Origin of the sequence: Bacillus sp. Hm123 (assembly GCF_051842975.2) — a bacterium.
Classification (GTDB): Bacteria; Bacillota; Bacilli; order Bacillales; family Domibacillaceae; genus Bacillus_CE.
The window spans coordinates 2,001,010-2,016,782 of record NZ_CM200277.1 but is presented as its reverse complement, the minus strand read 5'-3'; the positions used below and the strand labels follow the sequence as shown (position 1 = coordinate 2,016,782).

The following is a 15,773-nucleotide window of genomic DNA, read 5'->3' as shown; positions in this document are numbered from 1 at the left end:
GGAAGGAGTGAGGAAAATGAGCCTATCTAACAAACTGAAGCGAATGAAGTCTCATATTATAAAGGAAGAACAGACGGTGAAAGCGGAGAAGGAGACACTCGCTATCGCAGGATGGGGTGATGCTCACGTGATTCCTTATGTGCTTGGTGATCAGCATTGCTTCATTCGAGAGGTGAGCTATCCACTTGACTATCAGCACGGGCGCCACTCGTTTTTGGAGATAAAGGAAGCAGTGGACGCTTGGAATGATTGGGATGGGCAACATCCGCTTTCTGCTAAAGGAATGAAAACGAATGATTTGTTTTTCTTCGATACGGAAACGACAGGGCTTGGCGGAGGAGTGGGTAACACCATTTTTCTGCTAGGCTATGCGCGCATGCTAGCGGATCAAGTGATCGTGAGGCAGCATTTCTTGCCGGCGCCTGGGAATGAAGTAGCGTTATACGCCAGCTTCTTAGAACAAGTCGATTATACGACATTAGTAACATATAATGGAAAGGCGTTCGATTGGCCGCAAGTGAAAACGAGACATACGCTCGTTCGCGATCACGTACCTAAGCTGCCGACGTTTGGTCATTTTGATTTATTTCATGCATCTAGACGAATGTGGAAGCATACGATGGAATCAGTGAAGCTAGTCAATGTAGAAAAAGACATTCTCGGCATTGAGCGCCAAGAAGATGTTCCTGGATTTTTAGCACCGATGATTTATTTTGATTATTTAGAGAGACAGGACCCTGAAGGTATATTGAAAGTGATGGAGCATAATGAAAAGGATATTTTAACATTGATTACCCTTTACACACATTTGAGTCATCATATTCTTCAAAAGAATCAAGACAGCACAGACCGGGAGCGAATCGAAGTCGCAAAATGGCTTGATTACATTGGAGAGAAGGAGAAATCGACACAAGCCTATCAGCAAATTGCTGAGAATGATTCGTCAATCGTCGGGGTAGAAGCGAAACACGCTCTTGCATTTCATTATAAAAGAAAGAAACAATGGCAAGAAGCCATCCAATTATGGGGAGAAGTTTGTGAGAATGGCTCGGATCGCTATAAGAAAGAAGCCCATCTGGAATTAAGCAAATACTATGAACATCAAGCGAAAGATTATCCACTAGCCTTAACGCATGCTCAATACGCAGCGGAGTTGTTAGCGGAAACGAATGAAATGATTAGCAAACGACTGAATCGTATTAAGAGGAAATTAGGAAATTAACCAATATTCCCCTGGGTGTTTGTTTCTATACAAAAAATGCGCATTTTCTTAGTAAATCCCCCAAATTCCAACTGTATATTGATTGTATAATGATTAAAAAGGTTGTAGAATGTAGAATCATGTAGAAATATTATGAAAAATACTTTTGGGGTGGATTGACAGTGTATCGAGCGATATTTGTCTTGTTTTTTGTATTTATTGGTTTGACGGCCTTAGTGATGACGAATTTAAAAACGAGTTTTTATGGCTTTATGTAAAATAGGTATTTGTAATAGTACATGTTCCCTTGTCCTTTCATAAACTGCTTATGTAAACAGGAAAAGGAAAGGGGGAATCCAGATGTTTCCTTGTAGACCACCTAGAGTGATGCCTGCTGTTGTTCATCCGACAAAATGCTGTGAGAATCACACGTTTGAAAATATTATTGTCCCACATATTCATCCAACTCATACGACAAACGTGCATCATCAAATGTTTGAGCATCAGCATTATTTTCCACAAACACAGTCTTTTGTTCAAAATGCTCAATATCAGCAACAAATGTGTGGAGGTCGTCCGAGACCGCCTTTTGGTTACTAATCATAAATAAAAAGTAAGGGGAAACCCTTACTTTTTATATTGTACAGGGGGATGTTTATGTCAGTTTGGGCGGTAACTGGTTATAAGCCTCATGAACTGGGGCTGTTTAAACAACAGGACCCAGCCATTGATTATATTAAAAAAGCGCTTAGACAACAGCTTCTTCAGCTTGTAGACGAAGGACTTGAATGGGTACTCATTAGCGGACAGTTAGGGGTGGAATGCTGGTCAGCGGAAGTGGTATTTGCTTTGCGAGATGAAGGTTATGCTATCAAGCTAGCCGTGCTTACTCCTTTCCTTCAGCAAGAGGATAATTGGAAAGAAGAAACACGTACATACTATGAAATGATCGTGAGCCAAGCAGATTTTGTCGCCTCTGTCTCCAATCAGTCGTATACGAGTCCGCAGCAATTTAGAAACAAAAATCAATTCATGCTACAAAAATCGGTCGGGCTTCTCGTGTTATATGATGAAGAAAAGGAAGGCTCGCCACAATATTTATATCAAATGGCCAAGCAATGGCAAGAGCAGCAACCTTATGACATTCGACAAATCGGTTTTTATGATCTACAGCTTATTGTTGAAGAGGAGCAATTAAACAATTTGGATTGGGAATAAAGGCTATTTTGATTGACAAAACAAGCTATTTTTGAAAAAATAAATAAAACAAGTGCACTATATTGAGGTGATGACGAAAATGTTATCTGATAAAATACAATTAACGACAGAAGAAATTTTAGAGAAAGAATTTAAAACATCGATGAGAGGCTATCATCCAGATGAGGTTGATCAGTTTCTTGACCTAATTATCAAAGATTATAAAGCGTTTCAGCAAGAGATTGAAAAGCTTCAACAGGAAAACTTGCGCTTGAAAAAGCAAAGCGAAGCTACGATGACGCGTTCACAATCCACTGCTTCTGCACAAACGGCGGCAGGATCGACTAATTTTGATATTTTAAAACGCTTATCTAACCTTGAAAGACATGTGTTTGGTGATAAGTTATACAATGAATAATCTGGCAAATGAGGGAATTGAAATGAACCATTGCAATCAGGTCTATTTTCCTCTATAATGGTTCAGGTGATCATAATAACGTTCGGGTAATCGCTGCAACTTTTGAGGTTGTAGAGGAAAGTCCATGCTCACACGGTGCTGAGATGCCCGTAGTGTTCGTGCCTAGTGAATAAATAAGCTAGGGCAGTTCGGTGAAAGTCCGATTGACGGCAGAGAAAATACCTAAGTCGCTTAGATATGGTATGAGTATCTTGAAAGTGCCACAGTGACGGAGCTTTATAAGAAATTATAAAGGTGGAACGAGGTAAACCCCACGAGTGAGCAACCCAAATTTAGGTAGGGGCACCTTCTTTAAGGAAATGAACGATAAGAAGGGCGGATGCTAACAAAAGCATCCGGAGATAGATGATTACCACCGGAGTACAAGATCTCCCAGATCGCTTGCAGTACGATGGAACAAAACATGGCTTACAGAACGTTATTGTTGGGAAACTAACTTCACATGCTCTCCTATTATAGGAGGGCTTTTATTCTATTTGTAATAATTTTTAATTCATTTTATTCATGAACATGTTAATACATAACGGACTATGTACAGAAAATAAAAAGTGCAGGTGAAATGATGACGACATATACATTAATTGCGACGGCAGCGATGGGACTTGAATCGCTCGTAGCGGACGAAGTAAAAAAGCTTGGGTATGAAGGTCGAACAGAGAATGGGAAAGTGATTTTTCAAGGGGACGAAGAAGCGATTGCTCGCTGTAACTTATGGTTGCGCACGGCGGATCGCTTAAAAGTGGTCGTCGGTGAATTTAAGGCAACAACCTTTGATCAATTGTTCGAATCGACGAAAGCATTGCCTTGGGAAGAATATTTGCCAGTCGATGCTGAATTTCCGGTGCAAGGAAAGTCTGTGAAATCGACGCTGTTTAGCGTGTCTGATTGCCAGGCAATCGTGAAGAAAGCGATTGTCGAACGATTGCGGTCAAAGTATAAAGTGCAAACGTGGCTACAAGAGTCTGGGCCACTATTTAAAATTGAAGTGGCTTTATTGAAAGATAAAGCAACGTTAACGATTGATGCGAGCGGTGCTGGCTTACATAAACGTGGCTATCGGGTGGCTCAAGGGGGAGCTCCTTTGAAGGAAACGTTGGCTGCGGCACTCGTTCAATTAACGAACTGGCACCCGGATCGTCCGTTTGTCGATCCGTTTTGCGGTTCAGGAACGATTCCGATTGAGGCGGCTTTAATTGGGCAAAACATCGCCCCTGGTTTTAATCGAGATTTCGTCTCTGAAAACTGGCCATGGATGACAAAAGCGGTATGGGACAAAGCGAGAGTTGAAGTGGAAGATGTGGCGAACTATGATCAACCGCTAGATATCGCAGGCTATGATATCGATCATCGCATGGTCGAGATTGCTAAAGAAAATGCGTTTGAAGCAGGGCTTGGCGATTTAATTGAATTTAAGCAAATGAACGTAGCTGACTTTACGACGAAGAAAGAGTATGGTGTGATTGTAGGGAATCCTCCTTACGGTGAGCGCCTTGGAGATCGTCCGGAAGTCGAGCAAATGTATAAAGCGATGGGTGCGGCTTTAACGCCATACGATACTTGGTCTGTCTACATGATGACGTCGCATGAAGAATTTGAGCAATTTTATGGCAAGCCCGCAACGAAAAAGCGCAAACTATTTAACGGCTTTATTCGAACGGACTATTATCAATATTGGGGAAAACGTCCACCGAGAAAAGAAAAATAAGGCAAGTTTTTGAGCGGAGCGACAAGTCGTCTCCGCTCTTAGTGTTTTCTGTCTTGATCAATCTGCCTACACGTGAAAAAGTTAGAATATTTTGTTATAGTAAATAATTAGGAAGATGAATCGATTATTTCTTCATGAAGGGGGTTACGTTCACAGTGAGCGGCAATCTAATTTCTCATTATGGCTCGTTTAAGTTTTGGGGAGTTGGCGTTTTTGTTATGCTCGTATTGCTATCGTTGTTATATATGAAATTAATGAGGAAATATAAAGTAACGAGTAAGCAAAAATTGTTTTTTTTCACGGCGGTTGTTTTGTTTTATCTCTTTAAAGGAAGTCCGATCGCTTTAGTGAGTGGCGATCAATTATTTAGTGCTCATGTGTTGCAATTGATGGTGATGCTCTTTATTGTTCCGCCATTATACATTATGAGTTTACCAGTTGATTTTTTGCGTTCTTACTTTTGGTCTTATCAGAAAAGAAGAGTGATGAAATGGCTCACTCATCCATTTCCATCTGCTTTACTATTTAATATTTCATTATCCGTTTATTTTGCTCCACCTGTTTTTAATGTGGCAATCAGTCATTCGTTATTACTCCTGAGCCTTCAAACGCTTTTGCTGTTGTTTGCTTTTATTATGTGGTGGACAATCATTACGCCACTTCCAGAAATGACGAAACTTTCCGAGCAGGTGCGCGTTCTTTACATCTTTCTAGCCTCGTTGTTGCTGTTGCCGATCGGTATTTTTCTTCTAGCGACAGGCAATCCGCATTACATGTTATATCAAGCAGGGCAACAAGTTCTGCCTAACTTATCAGCGCTAGGGGATCAACAGTTAGGCGGCGGCTTTCTGAAGGGGGTTCAGCTGACGACATACGGCATTGCTTTATTCATCATTATGTCAAGGTGGGCGAAAAAGGAAGAAGAGCCTGATGATGATTATCCGTACTATGCGAGAGAGTCGTTAGGTGTGCCTTATAAAAAGAAATAGACGATGAAGCGCTCTATTTTTATCTAAAAAAGAACGGTTCTGATTATATCGTTTTTGAACTAACGGGTCATAAATTAACGGTATTTGATTAAAGTGAATGAGAGTTTGTGTAGTTATATATTTATGAAAAAGAAAAAGCCTATACTACCAAATGAGTAGCATAGGCTTTAGTGTTTACTTAAAGTTGAAGGGAGCTAATCGTCGCCTTCCGCTTTTTGTACCGTCTAGCTCCAGGCGCCAGCGACTAGTGAACTTCCACGCTCCTCCTTGCGATAAGTCAACATCGATTCACTAACGTTCATCGTGTTTCCTTTATCTCGATCGGATCGCTCCAGTCCATACGTCGCTAATCGCCGCCTTCCGCTTTTTGTACCGTCTAGCTCCAGGCGCCAGCGACTAGTGAACTTCCACGCTCCTCCTTGCGATAAGTCAACATCGATTCACTAACGTTCATCGTGTTTCCTTTATCTCGTGTGGATCGTTCCAGTTCATACGTCGCTAATCGTCGCCTTCCGCTTTTTGTACCGTCTAGCTTCAGGCGCCAGCGACTAGTGAACTTCCACGCTCCTCCTTGCGATAAGTCAACATCGATTCACTAACGTTCATCGTGTTGTCTAGCTTCGCCAACTAGCCGCTCGAGGTCAAAAGCCAATCCGTCCAAAAGGTTAAAGAACAACCTTTCAGTCGGCTCGTCTTTTGCTTGTCGCGGCTGACCAAGTTGGCTCCGCATTTCGTTTTCCTTTATCTCGTGCGGATCGTTCCAGTTCATACGTCGCTAATCGCCGCCTTCCGCTTTTGAATTTTACCACAGTTTGTAACCTTTCGATCCGATTGGGCCATATTGGAACATGTCCATGACCGGGATGGTGTAAGCAATTAGGATTAAAGCGACAGTGACTGTAATCCAAATTTTCCAGTTTTCAAGAACCATTGGTGTTTGTTCGGCACCTTCAGCCACTTCGCCAATCGGAAATTCTTCTTCGCCTTTTGGTGCGAACCAAGCAAGGTTAATGAAGATGATCAATACTAAAATAATACCTAGGAATAGAATCGTTCCGCCGACAGCTTGAGCGATTTGATATGGAATCCATTCTAGTGCCTGTGGCGCATCACCGTAAGTAGAAAATGATGAACGACGTGGCGCTCCTAGTAAGCCCGCCCAGTGCATCGCCGCGGACATAATTGCCATACCTAAAGCCCATGTAAAGGCTTGAATGATCGCTAATGTATTCATTGCTGGTGTTAGTACACGTCCCGTTAAATGAGGGATGAGCCAGTAAGCGATACCAAAGAATGTTAACACGACAGATGTTGCTAGTGTTAAGTGGAAATGGCCTGTTACCCAAATCGTATTATGAACAACTTGGTTCATTTGGTTGGAAGCATTAATGATTCCGCCAGCTCCAGCCGGGATGAAAGCGACCATTCCGATAAATGGAACGACAAAGCGCGCATCTTTCCAAGGAAGCATTTTAAACCAGTCAAATAACCCTTTCGCATCACGAGAACGACCGTATAACTCAAATGTCGCAAATAAGCTAAACGCTGTCATTAACGATGGAATAACGACCATCATCGTTAATACGACCTGAAGGAATTTCCAGAATGGGCTAATTCCGGGCTCTGTTAACTGATGGTGAAAACCGACCGGCACAGAGAATAATAAGAATAAGATAAAGGACAGTCTTGCTAGGGAGTCAGAGAAGATTTTTCCGCCGACGATTTTCGGAATGATGACATACCAACACATATATGCTGGAAGTAACCAGAAGTAAACGAGCGGATGTCCGAAATACCAGAATAGTGTACGGCTAATGAGTACGTCTACACGATCGACTAAGCCTAAAGACCAAGGAAGTAATTGGAAGATAACTTCTGTTGCTACACCGATTGTTGCCACGAACCAGAGAACGATATTGATGACAGCCATAAACGTAAAGAGCGGTCCAGGTTGGCCAGGGTTTTCTTTGCGCCAAGAGATGTATTTCGCTACTTGTGCAAATCCAACTAACCAGCTACCAACAACAACGAATGTTAATCCAAGATAGAAAATCCAGTGAGCTTTTAATGGGGCATAAAATGTATAAAGAACAGTTGCTTCATTTAATAGAATCATAGTTGCAGCCATCGTTGTACCGATTAACATCACCCAAAAGCCAATCCATCCTGTTAGACGTTGCTTGTTAGATAATGTACCAGCTGTACGACTGACACCTGCTGTTTGAAAGCCAAGAATAAAGAAAGTAGTTAAAACGAGTCCGAGTAATACACCATGTGTCGTTAATACTTGATAATAGCCGATATTTAATGGTAACTCAAAGCGTCCAGAGCGAACTAATACTTGAAGTAAACCAGCAAGCCCTCCGAGAGCAAGAGCTGCGAACGCAACATACATATGAGCCATTGCTAATTTAGCATCGCGGCGATCGACTTTTGTCAATGGGTTTTTCATTGTTCTTCCACCACCTTAAACATCGATTTCATTGTGTGGTGACCAGTACCACAGTATTCATTACAAACAACGAGATATTCGCCAGCTTTATCAAAAGTTGTGACTAATTCGTTCACGTGACCTGGAACAAGCATCATGTTAATATTCGTGCCAGCTACTTCAAAACCATGCACGACATCTTTTGTTGTCGCAATCACTTTTACTGTTGAACCTACTGGAATTTCGACTTCACCGGGATCATAAAAGAATGCGGATGCAAGTACGACTAATTCGTAATCCCAATCTTTTCCTTCCACTTTCGTTAAGCCTGGTTGATCAAACGGCTTAATTTGTTCTACTTTTTCATGATTGATAACAGCATTCGCACTAGGAGGTTGATGACCTTGATGGAAAGCGCTAATTCCTAAAATAACAAGAAAGACGACTAAAGATGCAATCCCAAAGGTTAACCACCATTTTTCATAACGATGAAGATGCATAATTTATAACTCCTCTCCTAATTGCGTTCTAAGAAAATGGAAAAAACGATAAGCCAAGTGATGACAAGAAATATTCCTATGCCAAATACAGCGTACAACGTACCTTTCAACGATGAAGAATCTTCTGGATTTACTTTCACTTCTGTCATTTCTTTCGTTTCAAGCTTTGCCACGGATCTCACTCCTTCTTCTCCTATCGAATATCTTTCGTTACCATCATCATAAGAGTGGGAATGGATTTCTTCTGTGAGAATTATCACAAAACAGAAGTGGATTTGTGAAATAAATGTGAAGAATGTATGAAGGATATGTAAAGAAAAGGTCAAATGAATGAGGAGTAGGAATGGAAAAAAAGTTCATTTTACGAATAATTTTTATGAAAAAACTCTTAATGTTCGTAAATAAACTTGAATTTCTTTGTTTTGCTGATATAATGTGAATACATTAAAAAATATCATTCGCTCATATAATCGCGGGGATAGGGCCTGCAAGTTTCTACCGGATGACCGTAAATCGTCTGACTATGAGTGAGCAGTGGCTGTATGAATGCAGCGAAAGAACCCAGAGGGCATTGCTTCACTCTTTTTTTGAGGAATGTAATGATCTTTGGGCTTTTTTATGCCCCAAAGATCAACTATTGTTGAGGGGGAAATAGAGATGGATCGTTTAAAACAAAAAATTATCGAAGAAGGCAAAGTGCTTTCAAATGAAGTATTAAAAGTAGATGCCTTTTTAAATCACCAAATTGACCCAGTATTAATGAAAGAAATGGGACAAGAATTTGCTCGCTTATTTGCAGAAGAGGGCATTACGAAAATTTTAACGATTGAATCTAGTGGGATTGCGCCAAGTGTGATGGCTGGACTAGAGATGGGTGTACCGGTGATCTTTGCTAGAAAGCGTCAATCGTTGACGTTAACAGAAGGATTATTAACAGCGGATGTGTATTCATTTACGAAGCAACAATCGAATCGCATTGCGGTTTCTAGTGCCTTTTTAAATAAAGAAGATCGCGTCTTGATTATTGATGATTTTCTAGCGAACGGACAAGCGGCTTTAGGATTATTAAACATTGCCGAGCAAGCGGGTGTGCATGTGGCTGGTATTGGAATTGTCATTGAGAAGTCGTTCCAAGATGGAAGAAAGCTACTAGAAGAAAAGAATGTCCGCGTGGAGTCGCTTGCTCGTGTACAATCGCTTGAAAATGGCGAAGTGACCTTTGTCGAGGAGGCTCGCGTATGAAAACATCGGTGCTAAAAACCGCTTCACTAGGCTTGCAGCATGTATTAGCGATGTATGCGGGAGCGGTCATTGTTCCATTGATTGTTGGTGGAGCATTAGGATTAACAGCGGAGCAGCTCACATATTTAGTAGCGATTGATATTTTCATGTGCGGGATCGCGACCTTTTTACAAGTGTGGAAGGGACGTTTCTTAGGAATAGGCTTGCCAGTGGTGCTAGGCTGTACCTTCACCGCTGTTGGTCCGATGATTGCCATCGGCGGCTCGTTCGGTATTTCTGCCGTATATGGAGCGATTATTGCTTCAGGTATTTTTGTTTTACTCGTATCTTCTTTCTTTAGTAAATTTGTTCGTTTCTTTCCGCCTGTAGTGACAGGTTCTGTCGTAACGATTATTGGAGTCACGTTAATTCCAGTAGCGATGAACAACATGGGTGGGGGCGTCGGCAGTGAAGATTTCGGCTCGTTATCGAATCTTGCTCTTGGCGGAATGACCTTATTATTAATCATTGTGTTGTACCGTTTTTTCACCGGGTTCGTTCGCTCGATTTCCGTATTGATTAGCTTGCTCGTTGGAACAGTCATTGCTTTCTTTATGGGCAAGGTCGATTTTTCGCCAGTGCAAGAAGCGTCTTATTTCCATATGGTGCAGCCGTTTTATTTCGGTACGCCTACCTTTGAATGGACGGCGATCTTAACGATGATTTTAGTCGCGATGGTTAGCCTTGTAGAATCAACAGGCGTTTACTTTGCGGTAAGTGATATATGCGACGAGCGCATTACGGAAAAAGATATTGCTAAAGGCTATCGCGCAGAAGGATTTGCGATTATACTAGGCGGTCTCTTTAATGCCTTTCCTTACACCGCTTTCTCGCAAAACGTCGGTTTAATGCAGTTATCAGGCGTGAAATCGAAGAAAGTGATTTATTATACAGCAGGCTTTTTAGTCGTACTCGGACTCGTACCAAAAATTGCGGCATTTACAACGATTATTCCGCTATCCGTTTTAGGCGGAGCGATGGTTGCCATGTTTGGGATGGTGGTTGCTCAAGGAATTAAAATGTTAGGCCAAGTCGATATGGCAAAGCAAGAGAACTTATTAATTATCGCTTGTGCAGTTGGAATGGGACTTGGTGTAACCGTTGTGCCGGATTTATTTGCGAACTTGCCAAAAGGCCTAAAAATTTTAACAGGAAACGGCATTGTGGCTGGTAGCATGACGGCAATCGTTTTGAATATTTTATTTAATGAAATTGGCAGTAAACGCAAGCAAGTAGTGGCATTGAGTGGGGCGAAGGTGTCGTAATTGAGGGTTAAAAGAAGTTAAACATAGTAGAAATTCATTGATGTTTGTTTGAGATTTTTTGTCTAAATAGATTAAATAAGTATTATCATCTTGTTTTTTAAAATAAACGAGAACGAAATTAGATATTCAATTAAAAAACGTCAAAACACTCCAAAACATTGATGTATCAATGTTTTGGAGTGTTTTTATTTTATTCTTTCGATCTGGATATCCCGATTTAATCATAACAGTGGGGGATGAAGAAAGTCCTGCTGATCGAAGTTTCACTGTATTTCCCTAGTTTATTTTTACAGAACGCGTATAGCGAATGTAAGAAAAGAAGAAAGCAGATACAACGGTTAAGGCAAGTATCACAAAGAAGCTTGTTAAAATTAAATTTTGAGGGAGAAGTATTGAAAAAATCATAATCAATCCCCAAAAGAATAAGGCGTAGGAAACGGTTCTAGACACTTGGTGCCATATCCCATATGAAGCTTGTTTAAGTGCATTCTTTTGCGTATCTTTTACTTGAACACGTGGAAGTAAGTTACCTGTTACAACAAAAATAATTCCAACAATGATAGGCAATAACAGAAGAATGTTTACTTCGTTCCCTAAACCGATGTAAATAATCGCACAATGGAGAACGAGTAGAACAATATTTACTGCGATTGCAATAGTGGCTAGAATTTTTGCTAATCGTTTATAGGTTACTCTTTGCTTATGCATAAAAGAAAGTGCAGAAAGAGAAAGGCTGTTAATGATCATGACAAATGGGATGATAAACAACATGAGGTTCTTGGAAGCATACGCGGTTGGTGATCCTTAGAGATTAGCAAATTTACTAGGCATTTCATTCGGTAATTCCTTGTAAAAATAAAAACTTAATCCAAGAGCAAGAGCAACGAACAACCAAACGAATAATTTCCTTATCATTTATTCTTTTCCTCCTTGCGTATTTTTCATATCAATCGCCCACTTCATAATATCTTGTAATACAGTCGTGTTCAGAGAGTAATAAACATACTGTCCCTGTTTATTTGAAACGACCAGTTCAGAGTTTTTCAAGATGTTCAAATGCTGCGAGATGCCGGGTTTACTCATGTTGAAATGATTGGCAATTTCGCCTGATGTCATATCGCCCTCTTTTAATAGATCTAATATTTTTCTTCTATTGTCATCTGAGAGAGCTTTAAAAACCTTACCTAACGACACAATTTTTGTACCTCCTTTTATTAGAAACTAAGCTGCTAAAAGCATGCGATAAAGTAATTAAGTAAATACTTAATTACAGTTTATATTGGTATTTTCTTCTTGTCAATTAATTTTGTGAAGCAATCAAGGGGACAGAGGGACAAGGGACAAAGGGTCAGGTACCTCGTCCCTTAACTCATTCGAGAAGTTTGTGGAAACCCAAGCGGATTTTGGCCAAACCGTAGTCACTTTATTTGTAAAATGAAATCCAGTAATCACTTGAATTCACCTCTAAGCAAATAGACTACCTCATAGTCTTTTAACTCATTCATATGTTTGTCCGCATCATCATAAAAGTCCTTGGAAAGAGCGCTGACCCCATCTTGGCTACTTGAATAACAAATACTGGCCAAGACCATTTGATCGGTAATGGGTGTATTGTCTAACGGATGACTCCCCCACACAGTGCTAAGTTCACCTTTTGGAGTGGTTTCTGGGTTCCAGATTGTGCTTGTACTACCGTCATTATGAACACTAACGGCAAAAAGAGCTTGATTACTTTCTTCCATCGTTTGCGATGTGGTGAAGATAATGGTTCCTTTACCTTTGATCTTAGTAGAAATATTGTTTACTTCTCCTACTAACTTGCCAGATTCATATTTTTCAACCGATAAGTTTACATTCTTATATTTATCATCTACATTGAAATCAAATATAAAAGCTTGATTAGCTGTATTTGTAAGAATCGCTTCCTCTCTTTCCGTCAGCGTAGTTTCAGAAATGGTGTTATCGTTACTACAAGCCACTAAAGAAAACATAAGCGATGCTAACAGTGTGAAAAATAGTATTTTCCTCATCATTTTTCTCCTAACTAATTGGTGTTTTATCCCGCATTAACGGGCTGTAAGACTCCCACCTTAACATGGCAGAAAGAGCGCAGGCATGTAGGTGGGAGATCAACAGCCCGTAAAAGCCCGATCTGTTCACCTAACAATCTGTGGGGGATGAAGAAAACCCCCACAGATTGAAGGTTCACTTTATATAGAATTATACTCTAAACATGGATGGAATTGTTATTTTGTTGTAAAAGTTGATGATCTGGTGGTGCAGCTACACATAAAGAAGCCCTGTTCAATTTGAGTGGTTCTTATAAAAATAAATGAGCCACTCTGTTAGAACAGGAACTTCTTTTTCCTACTTTATTCACTTTTCTTAGCATGCATTTCCCAAATAATATCTTCTTTCAAATGCAGAGTATAATCCATGATAAATTCTAAATCGATTTGTTTCTTTTTGTATGCTAACTTTAAATGTTTATAATGCTCAGCCACTAAGTAATTAAACAATTCATTTCGGTTTATTCCTTGCATTTGAGCGATTTCTACCATGCTTTTTTTCTCACGCAATTGGTGGAATTCTTTTACGCTCAGTTTGAAAAATTTAGCCATGGAAGCAAAGTCTGTTTTAAATTCAAACACGATTTTTCTTTCATCTACTTTTTCTTTCACTTGTAAAGGAGCTTTATTGTCTTCTACCTTTTGCGATTCGGTGGCTGCTGTATGGTTTATCAAAAACAAACAGATAAGCACGGTGAATGAATATGATAGTAGAGTTTTCATGTAATACCTCCTCATATAATTTCTGTTTTATCTTGCCTTTAAACTTTATTTTTATGTCTGTTTTTCATATGAATAAGTTGATGGAGAAATAGGTAAAATAATCCTATCAATGAAAGTGGAGAGTTGACTATGTCAAAAATTATTGCGGTTCAAACGGCCTTACCTCGTCATGTGGTTCAGCAGCAAGCGGCGAAGGAGATGATCCATCAGCTATTTCACTCTACCTACCCGAAAATTGAACGGTTATTGTCAGTGTTTGATAATGGAGGAATCGATACGAGATATTTGGCGAAACAGCTTGAGTGGTATCAAGAGAAGCATAGCTTTGAAGAGAAAAACCGATTGTTTTTAGATGAGGCGATTAAGCTGGGAGAAGAGGCAATTAGGGGATGCTTAGATCGAGCTGGAGCACGATATGAAGACGTGGATGCGATGATTACTGTTTGTACGACCGGTCTTGCTGCACCTAGCTTAGAAGCACGATGGATTAACCGTCTTCCTTTTTCCAAAAAGGTGACAAGGCTACCGATTTGGGGATTGGGCTGTGGGGGAGGAGCGTCGGGGCTTGCCAGGGCGCATGATTATTGTTTAGCTCATCCGACAGCGAATGTGTTAGTCGTAGCGGTAGAGTTATGCAGTCTTACGTTTCAAGTGGAAGACTTATCAAAAAGTAATTTAATCGGCACGTCTTTATTTGCCGATGGAGCGGCTTGTGTGCTTGTTGCTGGTAAGGAAAGTTCGTTGTTTAAAAGGGGATCATGCCCGCTCCCGGTGATTCAGCAAACCGAAACTGTTTTGATGGAAGATTCCGAAGAAGTGATGGGGTGGGATATCAAGGACAACGGCTTTTATGTGATTTTTTCAAAAGATATTCCTGCGATTGTCCATCAGTGGTTGGAGCCGCAAGTGACAGAGTTTTTAATGAGCCAGCAAATAACAATAGAAGAAATCGGTCATATTATCGCTCATCCGGGCGGCAAAAAAGTATTAGAAGCGTATGAACAGAGTTTACGGCTAGCGCCGGATCAATTGAATGTATCAAGGAGCGTGTTGAGCCAATACGGCAATATGTCGTCCGCTACGGTGCTGTTTGTGTTGGAACAATATGTACAAAAAGATATACATACAAATGATTTAGGTTTGATGCTGGCTCTTGGGCCGGGGTTTAGTTCAGAAATGTTGTTAATGAGGTGGGAGTAGTGTTCTTTTATGTGTTTATTATACTAGTGGCGGCACAGCGTTTAGTGGAGCTTGTCCATGCGAAGCGAAATGAAAAGTGGATGAAGGCAAAGGGAGCGGAGGAATTCGGGCAAGGGCATTATCCGTTTATGGTGCTGATACATACGACGTTTTTTATTGCGTTAATGGTGGAAGTGAGCATAAAACAGCCAATGCCTCATTCGTTATGGCCTGTTTTACTCATTCTTTTTCTTGGCTTGCAGTGGATGCGGCTATGGACGATTCGTACACTCGGCCGCTACTGGAATACAAAAATTATTGTGTTAAAAGGTGAGGAAGTCGTTGTTAAAGGTCCATTCCGCTTTTTAAAACATCCTAATTATTTCGTTGTGACAACTGAACTAATTGTCATTCCACTGATGTTTCAAGCTTATTGGACATTGGTTATTTATTTCTTTTTGAACCAGCTTATTTTAATGATTCGGTTGAATGAAGAAGAGAAAGCGCTAGAGCAATTAACAAATTATCAAGAGGCATTTGCGAAAAGGTGATATTTTTTCAATGAAATCAATTGACAGAAAATTTAGAGAGGATTATAATAATATTCAATATCAATAAGATATGAAGCGGATATGCAAAGTCACTTCCTTAAAGATTTCCTCTTTTTGATCAAGTGAAAAAGGCATGCTGCTAGAGATAAACCGAAACTGTCAAATCTGCTAAAATCTCTAGAGAAAGAGACCTGTGCGCAGATC

Annotated in this window: 18 protein-coding genes, 1 other RNA gene and 1 riboswitch; of the genes, 11 read left to right on the top strand and 8 right to left on the bottom strand. The window is 40.4% G+C overall.

All coding sequences use genetic code 11. The features are described from left to right. Positions 1-16 precede the first annotated feature (16 nt). The 7 genes from ACSVDJ_RS10405 (at position 17) to ACSVDJ_RS10375 (ending at position 5,570) form a co-directional block, all read left to right on the top strand. On the top strand, positions 17-1,222 hold the full coding sequence (locus ACSVDJ_RS10405) for a ribonuclease H-like domain-containing protein (protein WP_439168583.1): 1,206 nt from the start codon (positions 17-19) through the stop codon (positions 1,220-1,222). A gap of 339 nt (positions 1,223-1,561) precedes the next feature. Then, the gene (locus ACSVDJ_RS10400) at positions 1,562-1,801 is read left to right on the top strand and encodes a CotD family spore coat protein (RefSeq protein ID WP_439168581.1); all 240 of its coding nucleotides are present in this window, start codon (positions 1,562-1,564) and stop codon (positions 1,799-1,801) included. Positions 1,802-1,858: 57 nt separating this feature from the next. Further along, positions 1,859-2,419, top strand: a complete 561-nt coding sequence (locus tag ACSVDJ_RS10395) for an SLOG family protein (protein ID WP_439168580.1) — start codon at positions 1,859-1,861, stop codon at positions 2,417-2,419. A 79-nt stretch (positions 2,420-2,498) separates the two neighbouring features. After that, the gene (gene gpsB / locus ACSVDJ_RS10390; protein ID WP_439169074.1) at positions 2,499-2,816 is read left to right on the top strand and encodes a cell division regulator GpsB; all 318 of its coding nucleotides are present in this window, start codon (positions 2,499-2,501) and stop codon (positions 2,814-2,816) included. 78 nt (positions 2,817-2,894) lie between these two features. Beyond that, positions 2,895-3,292: RNase P RNA component class B (rnpB, locus tag ACSVDJ_RS10385), an RNA gene on the top strand. 146 nt (positions 3,293-3,438) lie between these two features. Further along, positions 3,439-4,581 (top strand): THUMP domain-containing class I SAM-dependent RNA methyltransferase, encoded by a 1,143-nt coding sequence (locus ACSVDJ_RS10380; protein WP_439169073.1) that lies wholly within the window; start codon positions 3,439-3,441, stop codon positions 4,579-4,581. Positions 4,582-4,736: 155 nt separating this feature from the next. Continuing rightward, positions 4,737-5,570 (top strand): cytochrome c oxidase assembly protein, encoded by an 834-nt coding sequence (locus ACSVDJ_RS10375; protein WP_439168578.1) that lies wholly within the window; start codon positions 4,737-4,739, stop codon positions 5,568-5,570. Positions 5,571-6,165: 595 nt separating this feature from the next. On the opposite strand, the gene ACSVDJ_RS10370 is transcribed toward ACSVDJ_RS10375, so the two are convergent. From ACSVDJ_RS10370 to ACSVDJ_RS10355, 4 genes are all read right to left on the bottom strand, one after another. Continuing rightward, on the bottom strand, positions 6,166-6,300 hold the full coding sequence (locus ACSVDJ_RS10370) for a hypothetical protein (RefSeq protein WP_518618794.1): 135 nt from the start codon (positions 6,298-6,300) through the stop codon (positions 6,166-6,168). Positions 6,301-6,372: 72 nt separating this feature from the next. Beyond that, positions 6,373-8,022: a b(o/a)3-type cytochrome-c oxidase subunit 1 gene (locus ACSVDJ_RS10365; RefSeq protein WP_439168577.1), complete on the bottom strand. Its 1,650-nt coding sequence runs from the start codon at positions 8,020-8,022 to the stop codon at positions 6,373-6,375. Then, positions 8,019-8,501, bottom strand: coding sequence for a cytochrome c oxidase subunit II (locus tag ACSVDJ_RS10360; protein ID WP_439168575.1), 483 nt, complete (start codon positions 8,499-8,501; stop codon positions 8,019-8,021). Before ACSVDJ_RS10360 ends, ACSVDJ_RS10365 begins: the two co-directional genes overlap by 4 nt. 17 nt (positions 8,502-8,518) lie before the next feature. Continuing rightward, the gene (locus ACSVDJ_RS10355; RefSeq protein ID WP_439168574.1) at positions 8,519-8,683 is read right to left on the bottom strand and encodes a cytochrome c oxidase subunit 2A; all 165 of its coding nucleotides are present in this window, start codon (positions 8,681-8,683) and stop codon (positions 8,519-8,521) included. 260 nt (positions 8,684-8,943) lie between these two features. Beyond that, a riboswitch (purine riboswitch) is annotated at positions 8,944-9,045 on the top strand. Positions 9,046-9,158: 113 nt separating this feature from the next. Here ACSVDJ_RS10355 and ACSVDJ_RS10350 point away from each other — a divergent pair. Beyond that, on the top strand, positions 9,159-9,743 hold the full coding sequence (locus ACSVDJ_RS10350; RefSeq protein ID WP_439168572.1) for a xanthine phosphoribosyltransferase: 585 nt from the start codon (positions 9,159-9,161) through the stop codon (positions 9,741-9,743). Then, a complete protein-coding gene (locus tag ACSVDJ_RS10345) occupies positions 9,740-11,047 on the top strand; it encodes a nucleobase:cation symporter-2 family protein (protein ID WP_439168571.1) in 1,308 nt (435 codons plus the stop codon). The genes ACSVDJ_RS10350 and ACSVDJ_RS10345 overlap by 4 nt, the downstream gene beginning before the upstream one ends. Before the next feature lie 276 nt (positions 11,048-11,323). On the opposite strand, the gene ACSVDJ_RS10340 is transcribed toward ACSVDJ_RS10345, so the two are convergent. The 4 genes from ACSVDJ_RS10340 to ACSVDJ_RS10325 all read right to left on the bottom strand — a co-directional run bounded on the left by ACSVDJ_RS10340 (position 11,324) and on the right by ACSVDJ_RS10325 (position 13,839). Next, entirely contained in the window at positions 11,324-11,818 is a 495-nt protein-coding gene (locus ACSVDJ_RS10340; RefSeq protein ID WP_439168570.1) for a hypothetical protein, read from the bottom strand. Positions 11,819-11,962: 144 nt separating this feature from the next. Then, a complete protein-coding gene (locus ACSVDJ_RS10335) occupies positions 11,963-12,241 on the bottom strand; it encodes an autorepressor SdpR family transcription factor (protein WP_439168568.1) in 279 nt (92 codons plus the stop codon). Positions 12,242-12,495: 254 nt separating this feature from the next. Next, entirely contained in the window at positions 12,496-13,038 is a 543-nt protein-coding gene (locus ACSVDJ_RS10330; RefSeq protein WP_439168566.1) for a YgaN family protein, read from the bottom strand. Positions 13,039-13,419: 381 nt separating this feature from the next. Next, positions 13,420-13,839, bottom strand: a complete 420-nt coding sequence (locus ACSVDJ_RS10325; protein ID WP_439168564.1) for a hypothetical protein — start codon at positions 13,837-13,839, stop codon at positions 13,420-13,422. Between the two features lie 129 nt (positions 13,840-13,968). Here ACSVDJ_RS10325 and ACSVDJ_RS10320 point away from each other — a divergent pair, with 129 nt between their 5' ends. Both ACSVDJ_RS10320 and ACSVDJ_RS10315 read left to right on the top strand, forming a co-directional pair. After that, positions 13,969-15,039, top strand: a complete 1,071-nt coding sequence (locus ACSVDJ_RS10320) for a type III polyketide synthase (RefSeq protein ID WP_439168562.1) — start codon at positions 13,969-13,971, stop codon at positions 15,037-15,039. Next, the gene (locus tag ACSVDJ_RS10315; protein ID WP_439168560.1) at positions 15,039-15,569 is read left to right on the top strand and encodes an isoprenylcysteine carboxyl methyltransferase family protein; all 531 of its coding nucleotides are present in this window, start codon (positions 15,039-15,041) and stop codon (positions 15,567-15,569) included. Before ACSVDJ_RS10320 ends, ACSVDJ_RS10315 begins: the two co-directional genes overlap by 1 nt. Positions 15,570-15,773: the final 204 nt, after the last annotated feature.